The sequence below is a fragment of the Demequina silvatica genome, from assembly GCF_000971215.1.
GTDB classification, from domain to species: domain Bacteria; phylum Actinomycetota; class Actinomycetes; order Actinomycetales; family Demequinaceae; genus Demequina; species Demequina silvatica.
This window is the reverse complement of record NZ_BBMA01000006.1, coordinates 120,357-138,018: the sequence shown is the minus strand read 5'-3', so window position 1 is coordinate 138,018 and position 17,662 is coordinate 120,357. Positions and strand designations below refer to the sequence as shown.

Sequence of the window (17,662 nt, the reverse complement as noted above, 5' to 3'; positions counted from 1 at the left end):
TGCGCATGCCACTCACGCCGCATCGCCCGACCAGACCGGGCGCAGTTGCAGAATCCGTGTGGAGCCGGGTCGAGGCCCGCGCCTCTCTCCGCGACCCGCTTGAGGCGGCTGTCCCGCAGTGCGCATAGAAGCCTGAAAAAGCACGGTGAGCGTCCCGCAGGGCGCGCGGCATCTGGTCGCCGGCGCACTCGAAAATCCCTGCTAGACCCTTGACGCGCGCCTGGATGCCGATAAGTTGCATCCATGGGCTTCGTACAATTTCGTTCTCGGCTGGTGGCCGCACTCGTCGGATCGGTGGTCGCGGTCGGGATGGCGACCTCCGCGGAGGCCGTCGCAACCACGAGCGTGGCCACTCTCACCGCCACGAGCAAGCCCACGATGACCGTCTCGAAGCTGCAGACCACGGTGACGACCAAGCCGTACACGATGAAGACGACGTACAAGCTCCCGGTCCTTCACGGTTCAACGGCGGCTAATCGCGCAACGGTGAAGCAGCGCGCGCTGGCGATCATCGCGAACAAGAAGGCTTCGGTGAAGAGGGCTTGGGCCGACTGCGAGCGACGCGGGACCTGCGACGACCTTCCGCCGGTGGACGCCGGCGTCCGTGTGACGAAGGTTGCAGTTGGCGTCTACCAGGGGCGGTATGCGTCCTTCACGCTCGAGGGGCTGGTGGACGATATTGATGTGGACAAGGGGTCTGCGGGCACCGAGGCGTTCGCGACCTCCTTCACCCTCGACCTCAAGACCGGCAAGAAGGTGCCGCTCAGCAAGTTCGTTGACATCTCGGACTATGCGGCGCGCATTGCGATCGTGTCCACGCTGTTCCGGGAGCGCCCGGGTTGTGTGCGCTACGACCTCACCCCCGAGCGCAATTCGACTACACAGATGTCTCTCGTGGGCCAGCCGGCCGCGTGGACAGTCTCCTCGAGCGGGCTACGGGTGGCATACCCGAGATACGTCGTCGGGCTAGAAAGCTGCAACATCATGTCGGTGACCGTGCCGTGGACGGACATCGCGACGGTGAACCGGATGGACGGGCCCGTGTACACGCGCGTGTACGTGAATGGCCTTACCAGGGCCGACGGCCAGTACTGGGGCGCGGTCGCGTACCTGACCGTGCAGGACCGGCGCGCTGCGCTCGTCGCCGGCTACATCGATAGCGACTCCGAGTGCTACGCGGGCGCCCGCACGTCGACGCAGGCCCGCCTGTTCGAGCGATGGTCCTTTGAGCGCTGGACGCCGAAGCTCGGCGGAACCTACAAGCAGCCGACCATCGCTCTTGGGACGGGATGGCGCAAGGCGACGGCGACGGAGCGCTCGCGACTCGCGGAGCAGTTCGGCCAGAGCTTCAACGCAATCCGCACCTGCCGCTTCTAGCGTTTCCGCCGATGCGGCGCCCACGGGTGTCGCAGCACAGGGAGACGACACGCTCTCCGCGTCGCGGCGTGAGCCGCGCTCCACCCAGGATCCGCGACCGGGCCGCATTCGCCTGCAACTCGCACCGCATCGCCCAACTAGAACGGTCGCAGCTGCAGAATCCGTGTGGAGCGCGGTCAGGGGGGTGGGGTCAACTGGAGACAGTCTCCGGCGCCCGCGTCGCCAGCAGCGACCTCACCCCCAGCACCACCACATACAGCGCGGACGATGCGCACAGCCCCAGAGCTGCCCCCGCGGCACCCCCCAGGGACGCACCGAGGGCGACGGCTCCCAGCAGGACCGGCGCGTTGACCCCCGCGGCGACCGCCACGAACCCCGACCGGCCCAGCGCCTGCAGATACCCCGCGAACGCCGTCGACATCCCCACGAAGAAGATCGCCGGCAGCGCCCACGCGAACACCTGCTGCGACTCCTCGTACCCGGACCCCAGCAACCACGGCAGCAACGGCGAGATCAGCCACGCCACCGGGATCACCACGGCCCCCAGCACCACGGTCGCCAGCGCCAGCCGCCGCGCGATCTTCCGCGACGCCGCGTGATCCGCCAGGGACACATGAGGCATCAGCACGTTCGACAGCGTCCCGGCCACGATGACGAACGGGTTGGCGAGCCGCGTGCCCGCCGCGTAGGCACCAGCCGCCGCACCTCCCGCGACAAACCCGACAACCGCCGTGTCCAGCGTCCGCGCCCCGCCGGCCGCGAGCTCCACCATGATCCGCAGCGAGTGCCGCAGCACCGCCCACGTCCCCTCGAGCTCGCCCGCGGGGATGGACCGGTGGACCGGGCGGCGCGCGTGGACCTGCGCGACGGCGCACGCGATCGCGTACCCGAGCGCGTAAGCGAGCGCGGCGGGCACCCCGAACACGAAGTACAGCAACGGCGTCAGCGCCAGGTTCCCCAAACGCCGCAGCAGGATCGACACCGCCGGTATCACCTTGTCGCCCTGCGCGATGCGCACATAGGTCAAGGTCTCGGTGTTCTTCTCGAGGAACGCCGCGACCGCGAGCACCGCAAAGGCGGCAACCATCCCGGCGGGCGCAATAAGAACGCCCACCACGGCGAACACCAAGCCCCCCAACAGAGAGGTCACGGTGTTGAGCCGCAGCGCCCGCCGCACCGTGTCGAGCCGCCCCTTGGGCAGCTGCACCAGCACGTACCCGCTCACGCCCAGGTCCGCGACGGTGGCCGCGACCAGCAGCGCCCCCGCCCAGCTCATGAGCGCGCCGTAGTCGGCCACGTGCATCCACCGGGCGACCAGCACGAGTACCGCGGCCTGAGCCAGGCCCGCCGTCCCGCGCGCCCCCAGGAGTGTGACGAACTGTCGTCTCATCCGCGCATCCGTCCGGTTGCTAGAACGTCCCGTTCATCCGAATCGCGACGCATTGCGAGCATACCTGCGACATTGATGCGCGTCACGGGTGATTTGCCCCAGAAATCCACCCCTACCCGCAACACTCGTGCGCGGCTACCCTGACCCTGAGAAGGCCCACACCGAGAAGGGGGAGATCGGTGGCGGCGGTACGGAACGAACAGGCGCACAGCAAGGCGCAGCTGGGTCCCACCCAGACGCGGCTCACGCGCGCCTTCGCCCGCGCCCGCACCCTGGGCGGCGCCGCCTTCGACGCGATCCCGCTGTGCTTCGCGATCCTCGCGATCGCCCTCCCGGTGCTGCTCCTGCCCGTCACCGAGGAGCAGGAGTCCATCTCCCCGGGCCTCTACCCGATCGCGCTCATCATCACGTGCGCCTCGGCCATCCGCCTCGCGATCCTCATCGCGCAACCCCGCCCCCACATAGTCGCCGGCACGTTCTGGATGTTCCTCTACATCTCCGCGGGCGTGGTGCCCCTCGCTCAGCTGCACACGCAGAGCTTCGGGTTCTTCCTGGTCGCGGTTGAGGACATGGCCGAGGCCGGCCTCCTGTTCCTGGGCGCCGCCATCGCGTTCGAGGTGGGCCACCACCTCGCCAAGCGCACCGGCACGCGGGAGAACGGCACGCAGCAGGGGGACGATGCGCCGGCCAAGGGCCGCGTCATGACGCGCCCGCGCCTGGTGGGGCTGAGCATCTTCGCCACCGTCTCCACCGCGGTCTACGTCAGCTCGCTGGGCGGCCCGGCCGTCTTCTTCCAATCCCGAGCGGCCATCACCCAGGCCTACCTCGACGCGGGCCTGCGCTCCGACGGCAACCAGGCGATGGCGACCATCATCCTCGCGGCGAGCGTGGGGCCGGCGCTGGTGGCGCTGATCGGCTGGATCATCGTGCTGCTGGACAAGGGCCGGCGCGAGGCGACGGACTTCCTGTGGTTCGCGCTGGTGCTGGGCCTCAACGTCATCGTGAACAACCCCCTGGTGACGGCCCGCTACTGGGCGCTCACGGTCCTGGTGGGCATCGCCTACGCGATCCCGGGCCTCAGCCGCCGCAGATTCACGGCCGCCGTTGTCCTCGGCATCCTGGGCGCGCTCGTGATCTTCCCCTACACGGACGTCACCCGCTACGACGCGGTGGGCCAGGGCGCCCAGGTCGAGGTCACCTCCGTCGCGGAGAAGATCTCCACCAAGGACTACGACCAGGTGGTGATGACCGCCAACGGCGTCGACTACGTCCAGGACCAGGGCTTCACCAAGGGCCTGCAGACGGGCTCCGCGCTCCTCTTCTTCATCCCCCGCTCCCTGTGGGCCGCCAAAGGGGAGGACACGGGCGTGCTCCTGGGCGAGCACTTCGACCTCGCGATCACCAACCTCAGCTCGCCGCTGCCGCTCGAGGTGTGGATCGACTTCGGGTGGATCGGCATGGGCGCCGCCTTCGTGTTCTTCGGGTGGGGCGCGCGGCGCATGGAGGACCGCCTGGACCTCACGCGCGACAACGTCGGGTTCGGCAAGACCACCTTCGTCGCGTTGCTGCTCCCGCTGCTGGCCGGCTACGGCTTCATCCTCATGCGCGGCCCCCTGCTGCAATCCATGAGCAAGGGCATGGCGCTGGTGGTGGCCTGCTACCTCGTCACGGGACCCGCGGCCGGACTGCTGGACGGGGCCCGCAAGGGTGCCCGGCGCATCGTCCGCCCGCACCTGGGAAATCCGGGAGAAACCGGATCTTCCACGCGGGGGATGCGCGGTCCTACACTGGCGCGAGGCGCTCGGGACCGGGGGGACTCATGACGCTGACGGAGTACATGCGGATCTTCCGCTCGCACTGGCTGGCGATCGCCGCCATGACGCTGGTGGGCGGCGCGCTCGCATTCGGCTGGACCATGCTCCAGGAGAAGGTGTGGACGGCGGCGAGCTCCGCGGTCATCACCACGGACTCCTCGGCGGGAGACGGCTCCGCCATCGTGGGAAACGACGCGGAGTCGAACGTCAAGAGCTACGTCGACATCGCGAAGTCGCGCACCGTCGCGGCGCGGGCGGGGGAGATGGTGGGGTCCACGGACACCGCCGACGAGCTCCTCGACCAGGTCACCATCGCGAACTCCACGGACACCGCGGTGATCCGCATCTACGCGCACGGGCCCACGCCGGAGGCCGCGCGCGACCTCGCGAACGCGTGGGTGGTCGCGACCACGTCGGTGGTGGCGGAGATCGAGAACGCGCAGGCGACCGCGACGGGCGGCTCCCCGGCGGCGGTGGGCCTCATGGCGCTCGACACGGCGTCCCTGCCGGACGTCCCCACCTCCCCGAACGTGAAGCTGACGGTGGCGTTGGGCCTGATCATCGGGCTGGTGGTGGGGATCGTGGTCGCGGTGGTGCGGTCCACGCAGGACCGCCGCCTGCGCAAGCCCGCGGACATCGAGAGCCTGTTCGAGATCCCCGTGGTGGGCGCGCTTCCGTTCAACCAGCAGATCGCGAAGGTGGGCGTCACCGCCGCCGACGACTTCGCGATGAAGGAGTCCATCCGCCAGCTGCGCACCAACCTGCAGTTCGTGGACATCGACCACCCGCCGCGGGTGATCGTGGTGACCTCTGCGCTGCCGGGCGACGGCAAGTCCACCACCATCGCCAAGCTCGCGGAGGCCATCGCGGAGGCGGGCCGCGACGTGGTGCTGGTGGACGCGGACCTGCGCCGCCCCGCGGTCGCGACCACCCTGGGCCTGCCCGACGCGATCGGGCTCACGGACGTGCTGGTGGGGCGCATCACGCTCGAGAAGGCGCTGCACACCTACGGCACCACGGGGCACTTCCAGGTGCTCGCGTCGGGGTCCATCCCGCCCAACCCGTCGGAGCTGCTCGCCTCGGACGCGATGCACGAGCTCCTGTACTCGTTCCCGCCGGACACCATGGTGCTGGTGGACACGCCGCCGCTGCTGCCCGTCACGGACGCCGCGGTGCTGACGGCGCGCACCGACGGCGCGCTGGTGGTGGCGCGGGCCGGGCGGACCACCATCGACGAGCTCGAGCAGGCGATCGGCGACCTGGAGAAGGTCAAGGGCCGTGCGATCGGCGTGATCCTCGACGGCGTGCCGGTGCGCGGGGCGTACCGGTCGCCGTACCGCTCGGGCGCGTACGTGTACGCGTCGGGGGAGAAGAAGGCCATCGAGGAGAAGCCGGCCGAGCCGGAGCCCGAGTCCGCGCTCGCTGACGACGCGGGCGAGGTGGTGGTCGCGGCCGCCGCCGCGGACGCCGTGACGGGGGACGATGCGCCGGCTGAGGACGCGGCCACGGTGGACGATGCGGTGGCCGGGTCGGGCGAGGAGGTCGCCGAGGCTGTTGTCGACGCGGCCGACGGTGGCGAGGGTGCTGCGGTGTCCGGTGAGGCGGAGGACGAGCCGTCGGACAGTCCCGGCGCCGTCGCGTCCGACGGCGATCAGCTCGCGCAGAAGAAGCCGCCGCGCCCACGCGGCAAGTCGCGGGCGAGCGTGCCGCCCGTCGCGCAGGACGCGCTGGACCTCGAGCTCGACGCCACCGAGACCGCGGAGGAGGAGCCGCCGGCAGACGCATCCGACGCCGCCGCCGACGGTGAGGACGTCGAGGGGGCTCCGCAGGGTCCGGAGGGTCTCGAGGAGGCCGCCGACGAGGACTCTATCCCCGTGCCCGAGGTCGACGAGTCCGAGTTTGCGGAGGACCTCGGGGAGGTCGAGCGCGAGCTGGCGGAGGCCACCGAGAAGGAGCGCATCGAGGCCGACGACGCCTCGCTCCCGACCCCCGAGGTCGAGGACGAGGAGGAGGCCGAGCCGGTGTCGGCGGGCGTCCGCGTCGCGGGCGCGATCGATCCGTCGGAAGCGGGATAGCGGCGAATGTCCCTTTTCGCCTTTTCATCCCGAACAATCCCCTTTACGCTCGGTTCCAGCGGGGGGAAGTGATCACGGCCCCTGCATGAGGGGGGAAACCGTGACTGTTCCGGCTCAGGCGCACGCCATCAGCATCGTCGGCATCAACTATCCGCCGGAGCGCACCGGCATCGCACCGTACACCGGGGCGCTGGCGCGCGCGCTGGTGAACCGCGGCTGCCAGGTCGACGTCACCACGGCGCATCCGCACTACCCGGAGTGGCGCATCTACGACGGCTTCGGGGAGTGGAGCCGCGACGAGGAGGACCGCGGCGTGACGGTCCACCGCCGCCTCCACTACGTCCCCAAGAAGACGCAGGGCCTGCAGCGGCTGCTCTCCGAGATCACGTTCGGGCTGCGCTCGAGCTTCGGCGGCGGGATCGGCAAGCCGGACGTCATCCTCATGATCTCGCCCGCGCTGTTCTCCACCGCCATCACCGGCCTGTGGGCGCGCATCCGCCACCCGCGCACGCCGCGCGTGGTCTGGGTCCAGGACCTGTACGGCCAAGGCGTCGCGGAGACCGCCGGCAGCGGCTTCGTGGAGAAGGTGATGCGCGCCGTCGAGGGCTACATCCTGCGCAAGGCCAACCGCGTGGTGGTGATCCACGACCGCTTCAAGAAGGACGTGTGCGAGGACTACGGCGTGGACCCCGAGCACGTCTCGGTGGTCCGGAACTGGACGCACATCCCCGCGCACGGCGCCGTCGACCGGGCAAGCGCCCGCGAGGACCGCGGCTGGGCCGAGGAGTCCGTGGTGCTCCACGCGGGCAACATGGGCGTGAAGCAGGGGCTCGACCACGTGATCTACGCGGCCCGTCGCGCGCAGGAGCGCGGTGAGGCGTTGAGGTTCGTGCTCCTGGGCGGCGGCGCCGAGCGCGCCCGCCTCGAGGAGCTCGCGGAGGGCCTCGACAACGTCGACTTCCTCGACTGCCTCGACGACGAGCACTACTGCAGCGCCCTGGGCGCCGCAGACGTGCTGCTGGTGCACGAGGCCCCCGGCGTCATGGAGATGGCGGTGCCGTCCAAGCTCACCTCCTACTTCGACGCGGCGCGGCCGGTGCTCGCTGCCACGAGCCTCACCGGCATCACCGCCGAGGAGGTGGAGACGGCGGGCGCGGGTGCCGTGGTCGCCTCCGGTGACCCCGACGCGCTGGTCGACGCGGCGCTCGCGCTCGCCGCCGACCAGGACAAGGCTCGCGAGTACGGCGAGAACGGCCGCGCGTACCGCGAGGCGGTGCTGACGGAGAGCGCCGCGATCGACGCGTTCTGCGCCGTGCTCGGCGTCCCGCTGCCCGACACCATCGCGGAGCCCGTCCCGCTGCAGCCCGAGAGAGCCCGCAAGGGGAAGGTCCGTCCCGCCGCTTGAAACGGCGCCCGGGTGGGCCGCGACCTGGCTCTCTGCCGTGCATCCTCCCTAGAATGTCACTGAATGTCCTGTCCGTCCGCGTAGGTGCGGGCTCGCTGGGGGTGGGGGCGCATGGCTGACGAGAGCGCGCATCCGCGCAGGCGGCGACGCCGCTGGCCGTGGATGGTCGTGGGTGCGGTGCTGCTCCTGCTCGGCGTCATGCTCGCGTTCCTCACCTACGACGCGGCGCGGCTCACCGCCGCGGCCACGGCCGTCGACCAGCACGCGGAGGCAGCGCAGGAGGCGCTCGCCGCCGCGGACGCCGAGGCGCTGACGCGCGAGGTCGCGCAGGTCAAGGAGGCCGCGGAGGAGTTCGAGGCCGCGACCTCCGGGCCGCACTGGTGGATCGCGTCCCACCTGCCGTGGCTGCGGCTGCAGGCGGCGCCCCTGGTGGCCGCCGGCGAGGCGGTGGGCGCCGTGGCGGACCGTGCGCTGGCGCCGCTCGCGGGCCAGGACAGCCTCGCGGCGTTCGAGGTCCCCAGGTTCGAGGGCGGCCGCGTGGACCCGTACGTGCTCGAGGAGTACCGCGGACCGCTGGCGGTCGCCTCGGAGACGCTGGCCGCAGAGGCGGAGACGCTTGCGGGGGTGGACACGTCGCGGTCGTGGCTGCCGGTGAACGACCTGGTGCGGGGGCTCGAGGGGCAGATCGAGACGCTCGGCGGGCTGGTCGCGGGCGCGCACGCGACCGCGGAGCTGCTGCCCGGGATGCTGGGCGGCGAGGGGGAGCGTCACTACCTGGTGGTGGTGCAGAACAACGCCGAGCCGCGCACCACGGGCGGGCTGCCCGGAGCGTTCTTCGAACTCACGGTCGAGGACGGCCGGATGGAGCTGGGGCGCTACGCGGCGGCGCGCGACCTCATCGACGACGCGGGCCGGGTGGCGATCACGGAGGACGAGGAGCGGATCTTCTCCGACCGCATGAGCACGTATCCGCATGACGCGAACTTCACCCCCGAGTTCCCCCGCACCGCCGAGATCCTGGTCGACTTCTGGGAGCTGAGGTACGGCGAGCGGCCGGACGCGGTGGTGTCGATCGACCCCGTGGCGCTCGGGTGGATGCTCGAGGGATCGGCGCCGCTGGAGGCCGGCGGGATCGAGATCACGGGGGAGAACCTCGCGATGGTGATGCTCAACCAGGCGTATTTCCTGTACGAGGACCCGCTCGAGCAGGACGAGTTCTTCGCACGCACCGCCGCCGCGCTGTTCGCGCAGGTGGTCGGCGGTCAGGTCGCCTCGGTGTCGGGGGTGGAGCAGGCGATCGAGGCCCACCGGTTCCTGCTGTGGTCCGCCGACGCTGAGGAGCAGGCCCTGCTCGCGTCGACGGGCGTGGGAGGCGCGTTCCTCGAGAGCCCCGACACGTTGGGGGTCTTCCTCAACGACGGTTCGGGCTCGAAGATCGGCTACTACATCGGCTCCGACGTGCTGGTGACGGATTACCAGTGCAACGACGGCTCGATCGACTCGATGACCGTGGAGGTGGAACTGCGCCACGGGTATGAAGGCGACGTCGCGGACCTGCCGGACTACATCACCGGGATCCCGCGGTTCGTGCCGCGCGGAGAGTTCCACGCGAACGTGCTGGTGTACCCGCCGGCGGGCTTCGCGCTGACCGGCACCACGCGGGACGGCGAGGCCATGGAGGTGGTCGAGGACGTCCACGAGGGGCGCGCGATGTCGCAGAAGCGGATCGAGCTGAAGCCCGGCGGGCAGGTGAACCTGGTCTACGAGCTCCAGGCCACGGAGGCGGAGCTGGGGCTACCCGGACTGCAGATGACGCCAGGGCCGCGCCCCAACCAGCCGCAGCTGCTGCTCGAGCAGTCCCCGTCCTGCTGAGAAGAGGACGTAACGGGATGTTTACCTCGGGACCCGAATTGCCTGTTGAACACTTGTTATGATGCATGGGTTGTTCAACGGCGCTGCTGAGGGCGCCGTCTGCTGGGAGGCATCACATATGTTCGTACGTACCCTTGCTGTGACCGCGCTGGCAGGCGCGGCCATTCTCGCCCCGACCGCCGCTTTCGCTGAGGATTACACCAGCGGAGAGGACGTCATCGGCTGCGACGTCTCCACCAGCGAGGTGGGGCAGCCGTTCAACTGCGACGTCGCCGGCCCCGACGGCTCCGACGCCGCGCTCCAGGCCACCACCTCCGGTGAGGACGCCACCATCGCGGGCACCGTCACCTCCGCGACCAAGACCATCTCCGGGGGCGTCGCGACCTTCACCGTGACCGCGCCGAGCACCGCCGGCACGCTGGGTCTCACGGCGATCGTCGACGGCGAGGCCGTCGACACCGCGTCGATCGAGGTCGTCGCGGCGGGCACCGCCGGTTCCACCGACGAGCTCTCGGGCACCGGCTTCGAAAACGTCGGTCTCGCCGCGGGCGCCGCGGGCCTGCTGGTCGCGGGCGCCGCGACCGTGTTCATCGGTGCGCGCCGCCGCGCCGCGCAGAACGCGTAACGCTTCACACGGCCTCGGGTCCGCTGCATGGCGGACCCGAGGCCGTTGCCGTACCCGGTCACGGGTAACCTGGGCGCCGCAGCCCCCCACCTGAAGGACATCGATGAGCGACGCCACCCCCGAGCCGGCCGCGAGCCAGCCCGAGCCGCAGCCCACCCGCAAGCGCCGCCGCGTGTGGCCGTGGGTGGCGGGCGGATGCGGGATCGTGGTGGTGGGCGTGGGTGCGCTGTTCGCGTGGAACGCGAAGACCATGCTCGACTCCTCGGAGGCGCTCACTGCGCACGCGACGGCCGCCAAGCAGGCGGTGTCGAATCGCGACGCCGCGGCGCTCGCCGCCGAGGTCGACAGCCTCGAGGAGTCCGCGCGCGCATTCGCAGGTGCGACCTCCGGGCCCCACTGGTGGCTCGCGGCGCACACGCCGTGGGTCGCGGACCAGGTGCGGCCGCTCATGGCCGCGGGAGACGCCGTCGACGCCATGGCGACACAGGCGCTTGCGCCGCTCGCGGAGATGGACAGCCTCGACGCGCTCGCGGTTCCCGGCTTCGAGGACGGCCGCATCGACCCGTACGTACTGGAGCCCTACCGCGAGCCGCTCGCGCAGGCTGCCGACGCCCTCGATGCGCAGTCCGCGGTGCTCGGGAACGTGAGCCTCGCGAACACCATCGACCGCGTCGCGACGCCCTTCCTGGACCTCCGCGAGCAGGTCGACTCTCTCGCCGGGCTGGTGGGCTCCGCGCATGTCGCGGCGGAGCTGCTGCCGTCCATGCTGGGCGGCGAGGGCGAGCGCACCTACCTGGTGATGGTGCAGAACAACGCCGAGCCGCGCGCCACGGGAGGCATCTCGGGCGCGATCATCGAGATCACCGTCGATGACGGTGGCGTCTCGATGGGCGACTACCGCTCGGCGGGAAGCCTCGAGCAGCCCTCCGGCGTGGGCGGCCTTACCAAGGACGAGAAGCGCATCTTCGGAGACCAGATGGAGATCTTCCCTCAGGACGTCAACTTCACTCCCGAGTTCCCGCGCTCAGCCGAGCTGATGACGCGTTTCTGGGCCGCCGGCGGCGGGGACGAGGTCGACGGCGTCATCTCGGTCGACTCGGTCGCGCTCGGCTGGATGCTCGAGGGCTCCGATCCCGTCGCGGTCGGTCCTTTCGAGATCACGGGTGCGAACCTCGCCGACACCATGCTGCGGGACTCGTACCTCGAGTACCCCGACCCGCGGGACCAGGACGCATTCTTCGGGCGCGCCTCCGCCGAGCTGTTCGGACGGATCGTCTCGGGCGACGGTGCGGTGCTCGATGGCGTCGAGCGTGCCATCGATGCCGGGCGCTTCATGGTGTGGTCCGCCGATGAGGCCGAGCAGGACCTGTTGGTCTCCACCCCCATCTCGGGCGGTTACCTCGAGCGGGACGATGCGGTGGGAGTGTTCGTGAACGACGGCACCGGATCCAAGATCGGGTACTACGTCGACACCGCCGCGACAGTGACGGACCTCATGTGCCCCGACGGCTCGATCGCGGGTCAGGAGGTCGAGGTCGCCTTCACGCACGCCTTTGACGGCGATCTCGAGGCCCTGCCCGAGTACGTCAGCGGCGGCGGCATCTACGTTTCGCTGGGCGAGTTCCATGCCAACGTGCTCATCTACCCGGCGGTGGGCACCGGCGTCACCGGCGTGACGCTGGACGGCAAGAAGGCCAAGGTGCGTCCCGAGCATGAGGAGGGGCGCGCGATGGCGACGGCACGTATCGAGATCGCGCCCGGCGAGACCGCGACGCTGCGATACACAATCGCGGCGAACGAGCGGGGCGTGCTGCCGCCGGCATACGTGCAGACGCCGGGCGCGCAGGAGACCGTGGTCAAACGGGACACCGCGGCCGCGAGCGAGGGCTGCTGACGCTCAGCCGCGCAGCTCGGCGATGTTCTCCTGGTACCAGGAGTAGGTGCGGCGCAGGCCCTCCTCAAGAGAGATCTGCGCGGTCCATCCGAGCGCGCTGAGCGTCGAGACGTCGAGGAGCTTCTGCGGCGTCCCGTCGGGCTTGCTGGTGTCCCATTCCGTGCGGCCGGTGAAGCCGGTGACCTGGGCGATGGTCGCGGCGATCTCGCGGATGGTGACGTCGGTGCCCGTGCCGACGTTGACCTGGGCGGGGCCGTCGTAGTGCTCCATCAAGTACAGGCAGGCGTCAGCCATGTCGTCGGCGTGCAGGAACTCGCGCCGCGGGGCCCCGGTGCCCCAGTTGGTGACCGATGGCGCGCCGGAGCGTGCGGCGTCGTCGTACCGGCGGATGAGCGCCGGAAGCACGTGGGAACCTTGCGGCGAGAAGTTGTCGTTCGGGCCGTAGAGGTTGGTGGGCATCGCCGAGATCCACGGCTTGCCGTACTGGCGTCGGGCGGCCTGGATGTGGAGGATGCCCGCGATCTTCGCGATCGCATAGGCATCGTTGGTGGGCTCGAGGTGGCCGGTGAGCAGGCTGTCCTCGCGGATCGGCTGTGGCGCGTACTTGGGGTAGATGCAGCTCGACCCCAAGAAGAGCAGCCGGTCGACATCGTGGGCGAGCGCGGCGTCGATCACGTTGGTCTCAATGCGGATGTTGTCGCTGAGAAAGTCGACAGGGTAGGTGCTGTTGGCGAGGATGCCGCCAACCTTGGCAGCGGCGAGCACCACGTACCTAGGCTTCGCCTCAGCGAAGTACGCGAAGGTCGCGTCGCGGTCCTTGAGATCCAGGTCCGCTGAGGGGCGACCCACTACGTGGGTGAAGCCTGCCGATTCGAGCCGGCGCACGATCGCGCTTCCGACCAGTCCGCGGTGGCCGGCGACGTAGAAGGTCGCCTCGCGATCGAGCGGCGCCGGGGTGTACCCGACGCCGTCCGACTCGGCGGGCGCGAGGGTCAGGCCGCTCGCCATGACTGGAGGTTGACCACGTCGTGCCACGGCTTGGCCTCGTAGCCGATCGCGTCGAGGTCCGCGTCGACCATCAGGCGCGCGAGCGCGAGCCCGTCGACGGTGGCCTCCCAGCCGAGCTTCTCCTTGGCCTTCGACGCGTCGCCGATGAGGGCGTCGACCTCGGTGGGGCGCAGGTAGCGCTCATCGAACTTCACGTAGTCGTGCCAGTCGAGGCCCACGTGCGAGAAGGAAGCCTCGAGGAAGTCGCGGACGGTGTAGCCGACGCCGGTCGCGAGGACGTAGTCGTCAGGCTCGTCGACCTGCAGCATCCGCCACATGCCTTCGACGTACTCGGCGGCGTAGCCCCAGTCGCGGATGGAGTCGAGGTTGCCCAGCCATAGGTCGTCCTGCAGGCCGGCCTTGATGTGCGCGGCGGCGCGGGTGATCTTGCGGGTGACGAATGTCTCGCCGCGGCGGGGCGACTCGTGATTGAACAGGATCCCGTTGACGGCGAACATGCCGTACGCCTCGCGGTAGTTCTTGGTCACCCAGTACGAGTAGACCTTCGCGGCGCCGTACGGGCTGCGCGGGTAGAACGGCGTCGACTCGTCCTGCGGCGGCGGCGAAGCGCCGAACATCTCGGAGGACGAGGCCTGGTAGAACCGAGTGTTGATTCCTGCCATGCGCACGGCTTCGAGCAGGCGAACCGACCCGATTCCGGTGGTGTCTCCCGTGTGCTCGGGCTCGTCGAAGCTCACGCGCACGTGCGACTGTGCTGCGAGGTTGTAGACCTCGTCAGGGTTGATCCCCGCGAGCAGCGACACGAGACGTGCGCCGTCGGAGAGGTCGCCGTAGTGCAGGAACAGCCGAGCGTCGGGCTCGTGCGGATCCACGTACAAGTGGTCGATGCGCTGCGTGTTGAAGGACGAGGATCGGCGGATCAGGCCATGAACCTCGTACCCCTTGCTCAGCAGCAGCTCTGCCAGATATGAGCCGTCCTGGCCGGTGATGCCCGTGATGAAGGCCTTCTTCGGCATGATCCCCCCTCAAGCCTCAGCGTCGGCGCGCAACTACGCACCTATTGCGGACTATAGCCAGAATGTCCGAAATGAGGGAAGGGGGTGGGTGGCCCTACTTGCCGGCGGGCTCTTCCTCGTAGGTGTAGCCGTAGCGCCCGTAGCCGTAAGCGTCGGGACCGCGCGACGGCAGCATCGAGAGCACCAGGCCGGAAACGTGGGCGCCTACGGTCTCGAGCGATTGGAGGGCACTGTCGAGCTGGGGCGCGTGAGTCTTGCCAGCGGCGACGATGACGACCGCGCCGCCCACGAGCTTGGCCAGTACGGCCGCGTCGGTGACGGGCAGGAGCGGAGGCGCGTCGTAGAGGACCACGTCGAACTTCGAGTCGAGCTGCTTGATGAGCTCATCCATGCGGGACGAGCCGAGGAGCTCCGAAGGGTTCGGGGGGATCGATCCGGCGGGGAGCAGGTAGAGCTCGCTGCGGCCCCAGCGCTGGATTGCGCTGTCGATGTCGAGGCGGCCGATGAGGACGTCGGTGAGCCCCACTCCCGCCTCGATGCCCATGTACTGCGCCATCTTGGGACGGCGAAGGTCAGCGCCCACAAGCAGCACACGGGCGCCGGCGTCTGCCAGGGTGATCGCGAGGTTCGCCGACGTCGTCGACTTGCCTTCCGAAGGGATCGACGACGTCACCACGAAGCTTCGCGACGAGCGCTCGGTGTCGAGGAACTGCAGGTTGGTGCGCAGCGTGCGGAAGGACTCTGCGCGTGGGCTGCGTGCATCCTCGTGAACGAGGAGGGGGCGCTGCTTGGCCTTCGGGTCGAACACTATGCCGCCGAGCACCGGGACGTCGGTGATGCGCTCGAGATCTCGCTCGCCACGGATGCGGGTGTCAAGAGTGGTGCGAAGCAAGGCGATGCCCACACCCAGGGCTAGCCCAAGCAGCAGGCCAAGCGCGACGTTTAGCGTCTTCTTGGGGCTGACGGGTTGCACCGGGACCTCGGCCTCCTGCACCACCGTGAGACTCACCGGCGACCCCTCCGCCGCATCGGTGGTTTCGATTCCTTCTACGACGTGGATGAGCTGGTTGGCGGATTCCGTCGCAAGAGATGCTGCGAAGACTGGATCAGAATCGGTGACGGCGATGTCGATCACGGAAGTGTTGAGCGGGGAGGTTGCAGCAACTTTGGCGCGCAGGTCGGCGACGCTCAGGTCAAGATGTAGGTCGTCGATGGTGGGCTGCAGGACCGCCGCCGTGTTGATGAGGTCCGCGTAGGTCTTGACACGCTGCTGGGTGAAGCTGTTGCCCTGCGCGAGGTCCGCGACGGTCGAGCCGGCCGAGGTCGAGACAAACACCTTGGCCGAGGCGGCGTACGTCGGAGTCGCCAACATCGAGTACGTCAGGCCGGCACCCGCGCCGACGAGCATGAGGAGGACGATCATGATCCAGTTCTTGCGGAGAATCCGGAGATAGTCTTGTAGCTCCACCTGTGTCCCCGGTTTCTCCCGTGCGAGCGAGGGCGCGCCCCCCGCGACCCACAATCTTGCCATGGCGCTGAGTAGGCGCCGAACATTTGTGCAGGCGCAAGCCGCGGTCCAAGTACCCTTGGGTCCATGGTCGCCACGGGGGGCGAGACCCTTGCGCCGGTCTCGCAGCAGCGGATGTTTGGGATGCGCGGATGGGCACGCAAGTACGAGTTCCGCCTCTTCGTCACGGACGTCATCGTCGTGGCGCTCGTCATGGTGGGAGCACACGCCGCTCGATTCGGCTGGGATCCGTTTGTTGGTGTCGCAGGCGCCGCGTCACCGGCCTATTGGCAGGTCACGGTGGCGGTAGCAGCGCTTTGGATCCTTGCTCTGGGATGGACACGTTCCCGCGATGCGCTCGTCCTCGGGCATGGGCTGCAAGAGTTCCAGCGGGTGCTCGCCGCGTCCTGGCATACGTTCACAGCGGTCGCGATCGTCGGCTTTCTTACTCAGTGGCAGGTGAGCCGTGGCTACCTTCTCTTTGCGATTCCACTCGGCACGGTCGCGCTCGCGGTGTACCGCGCAGCGTGGCGCGCGTGGATGCACGCGCAGCGCGACCGAGGTGAGCTCCTCGCTCACGTGATCGTGGTCGGACCGATGCTCACATCGCAACAGATGATCCGACGCATTCGACGTTCGCGGCGCGCTGGCTACAGCGTCATTGGCGCATGCCTGCCAGAAGGCCATCGTTTCGTTGACGCGGATATGCAGGACGTGCCGGTGCTCGGCGCCGTCTCGGATGCAGCGGAAGTAGCGAAGCGCGAGAACGCGGAGTACGTCCTCTTGTCTGGCACGGACGCGATGTCGCTGCGGGAGTCCCGCCAGTTGGGGTGGGAACTCGAGGGCACGGAAGTTGGACTCATCGTCGCGCCTGCAATGGTGGACGTGGCTGGGCCGCGCGTTTCCATGAGTCCAGTTGAAGGACTGCCGCTCCTTCACGTCGACATCCCCCGATTCGATGGCGGCAAGTACTACCTCAAGCAAGCTGCCGATCGTATGACGGCTTTCCTCCTGCTATTGCTCGGGTCGGTTCCGATGTTGGTGGTGGCTGTACTTATCAAGACGACTAGTCACGGCCCAGTCTTCTTCAGACAGGAACGTGTCGGTCGCGACTACGAGCCGTTCGCGATGCTGAAGTTCCGATCTATGTATGTCGACGCAGGTGAGCGGCTAGACGAGCTCCGCGAGCGCCAGCGCGCCGAAGGCAACGAAGTATTGTTCAAGATGAAGGACGATCCTCGCGTCACCACGGTTGGCAAGTTGTTGCGCCGTTTCAGCATTGACGAAGTGCCGCAGCTCCTCAATGTCCTTAGAGGCGACATGTCGATCGTGGGGCCGCGTCCGCCTCTGCAGTCTGAAGTTGACCTGTGGGATGACCCGCGGGTTGCCCGACGGCAGCTCGTCAAACCGGGCATTACTGGACTTTGGCAAGTGAGTGGTCGTAGCGACTTGAATTGGGACGAGAGCGTTCGGCTTGACCTCTACTACACGGAGAACTGGAGTCTCGCGGGCGACCTGATCATTGTCCTACGGACGGTGGGCGCCGTGTTATTCGGTCGCGGTGCGTACTAAGTTGGAGGCTGCTCGTCGCAGCCGAGACGAGCATGCCTGCTCGAGTCGCCGCGGGGCGTGGACACGCGGGCGTGGGAATGACCGGAAGGGCGCGTCTACCCCGTTTC

12 protein-coding genes are annotated in these 17,662 nt (G+C 69.0%); 8 read left to right on the top strand and 4 right to left on the bottom strand.

Annotation, left to right across the window (positions count from 1 at the left end; translation table 11 throughout):
* The first annotated feature begins 273 nt into the window (after positions 1 to 273).
* Positions 274 to 1,377, top strand: coding sequence for a hypothetical protein (locus AOM05_RS09815; protein WP_062521729.1), 1,104 nt, complete (start codon positions 274 to 276; stop codon positions 1,375 to 1,377).
* 190 nt (positions 1,378 to 1,567) lie between these two features.
* On the opposite strand, the gene AOM05_RS09810 is transcribed toward AOM05_RS09815, so the two are convergent.
* A complete protein-coding gene (locus AOM05_RS09810; RefSeq protein WP_062521725.1) occupies positions 1,568 to 2,767 on the bottom strand; it encodes a lipopolysaccharide biosynthesis protein in 1,200 nt (399 codons plus the stop codon).
* A 179-nt stretch (positions 2,768 to 2,946) separates the two neighbouring features.
* Between AOM05_RS09810 and AOM05_RS09805 the strand changes: the two genes are divergently transcribed.
* From AOM05_RS09805 to AOM05_RS09780, 6 genes are all read left to right on the top strand, one after another.
* On the top strand, positions 2,947 to 4,590 hold the full coding sequence (locus AOM05_RS09805; RefSeq protein ID WP_062521723.1) for a hypothetical protein: 1,644 nt from the start codon (positions 2,947 to 2,949) through the stop codon (positions 4,588 to 4,590).
* Complete coding sequence (locus AOM05_RS09800) at positions 4,587 to 6,656, top strand: polysaccharide biosynthesis tyrosine autokinase (RefSeq protein WP_062521720.1); 2,070 nt, start codon at positions 4,587 to 4,589, stop codon at positions 6,654 to 6,656. Before AOM05_RS09805 ends, AOM05_RS09800 begins: the two co-directional genes overlap by 4 nt.
* A gap of 100 nt (positions 6,657 to 6,756) precedes the next feature.
* Positions 6,757 to 8,061 carry a glycosyltransferase family 4 protein gene (locus AOM05_RS09795; RefSeq protein ID WP_228373256.1) on the top strand — a complete coding sequence of 435 codons (1,305 nt, stop codon included), beginning with the start codon at positions 6,757 to 6,759 and terminating at the stop codon, positions 8,059 to 8,061.
* 111 nt (positions 8,062 to 8,172) lie between these two features.
* The gene (locus AOM05_RS09790) at positions 8,173 to 9,933 is read left to right on the top strand and encodes a DUF4012 domain-containing protein (RefSeq protein WP_156165144.1); all 1,761 of its coding nucleotides are present in this window, start codon (positions 8,173 to 8,175) and stop codon (positions 9,931 to 9,933) included.
* A 139-nt stretch (positions 9,934 to 10,072) separates the two neighbouring features.
* Positions 10,073 to 10,558: a hypothetical protein gene (locus AOM05_RS09785; RefSeq protein WP_062521713.1), complete on the top strand. Its 486-nt coding sequence runs from the start codon at positions 10,073 to 10,075 to the stop codon at positions 10,556 to 10,558.
* 103 nt (positions 10,559 to 10,661) lie between these two features.
* A complete protein-coding gene (locus AOM05_RS09780) occupies positions 10,662 to 12,452 on the top strand; it encodes a DUF4012 domain-containing protein (protein WP_062521711.1) in 1,791 nt (596 codons plus the stop codon).
* A gap of 3 nt (positions 12,453 to 12,455) precedes the next feature.
* On the opposite strand, the gene AOM05_RS09775 is transcribed toward AOM05_RS09780, so the two are convergent.
* The 3 genes from AOM05_RS09775 to AOM05_RS09765 form a co-directional block, all read right to left on the bottom strand.
* Positions 12,456 to 13,460 carry a GDP-L-fucose synthase family protein gene (locus tag AOM05_RS09775; protein WP_062521709.1) on the bottom strand — a complete coding sequence of 335 codons (1,005 nt, stop codon included), beginning with the start codon at positions 13,458 to 13,460 and terminating at the stop codon, positions 12,456 to 12,458.
* A complete protein-coding gene (gene gmd, locus AOM05_RS09770; protein WP_062521708.1) occupies positions 13,445 to 14,476 on the bottom strand; it encodes a GDP-mannose 4,6-dehydratase in 1,032 nt (343 codons plus the stop codon). Before gmd ends, AOM05_RS09775 begins: the two co-directional genes overlap by 16 nt.
* Positions 14,477 to 14,570: 94 nt before the next feature.
* Complete coding sequence (locus AOM05_RS09765; RefSeq protein ID WP_062521707.1) at positions 14,571 to 15,944, bottom strand: tyrosine-protein kinase domain-containing protein; 1,374 nt, start codon at positions 15,942 to 15,944, stop codon at positions 14,571 to 14,573.
* A gap of 126 nt (positions 15,945 to 16,070) precedes the next feature.
* Between AOM05_RS09765 and AOM05_RS09760 the strand changes: the two genes are divergently transcribed.
* Positions 16,071 to 17,555 carry a sugar transferase gene (locus tag AOM05_RS09760; protein ID WP_062521705.1) on the top strand — a complete coding sequence of 495 codons (1,485 nt, stop codon included), beginning with the start codon at positions 16,071 to 16,073 and terminating at the stop codon, positions 17,553 to 17,555.
* Positions 17,556 to 17,662: the final 107 nt, after the last annotated feature.

What these genes read in the sequence shown, in the direction of transcription:
- AOM05_RS09760 (WP_062521705.1), top strand. Translation starts at nt 16,071, where the DNA reads ATGGTCGCCACGGGGGGCGAGACCCTTGCGCCGGTCTCGCAGCAGCGG.
- AOM05_RS09790 (WP_156165144.1), top strand. Translation starts at nt 8,173, where the DNA reads ATGGCTGACGAGAGCGCGCATCCGCGCAGGCGGCGACGCCGCTGGCCG.
- AOM05_RS09810 (WP_062521725.1), bottom strand. Translation starts at nt 2,767, where the DNA reads ATGAGACGACAGTTCGTCACACTCCTGGGGGCGCGCGGGACGGCGGGC.
- AOM05_RS09775 (WP_062521709.1), bottom strand. Translation starts at nt 13,460, where the DNA reads ATGGCGAGCGGCCTGACCCTCGCGCCCGCCGAGTCGGACGGCGTCGGG.
- gmd (WP_062521708.1), bottom strand. Translation starts at nt 14,476, where the DNA reads ATGCCGAAGAAGGCCTTCATCACGGGCATCACCGGCCAGGACGGCTCA.
- AOM05_RS09800 (WP_062521720.1), top strand. Translation starts at nt 4,587, where the DNA reads ATGACGCTGACGGAGTACATGCGGATCTTCCGCTCGCACTGGCTGGCG.
- AOM05_RS09780 (WP_062521711.1), top strand. Translation starts at nt 10,662, where the DNA reads ATGAGCGACGCCACCCCCGAGCCGGCCGCGAGCCAGCCCGAGCCGCAG.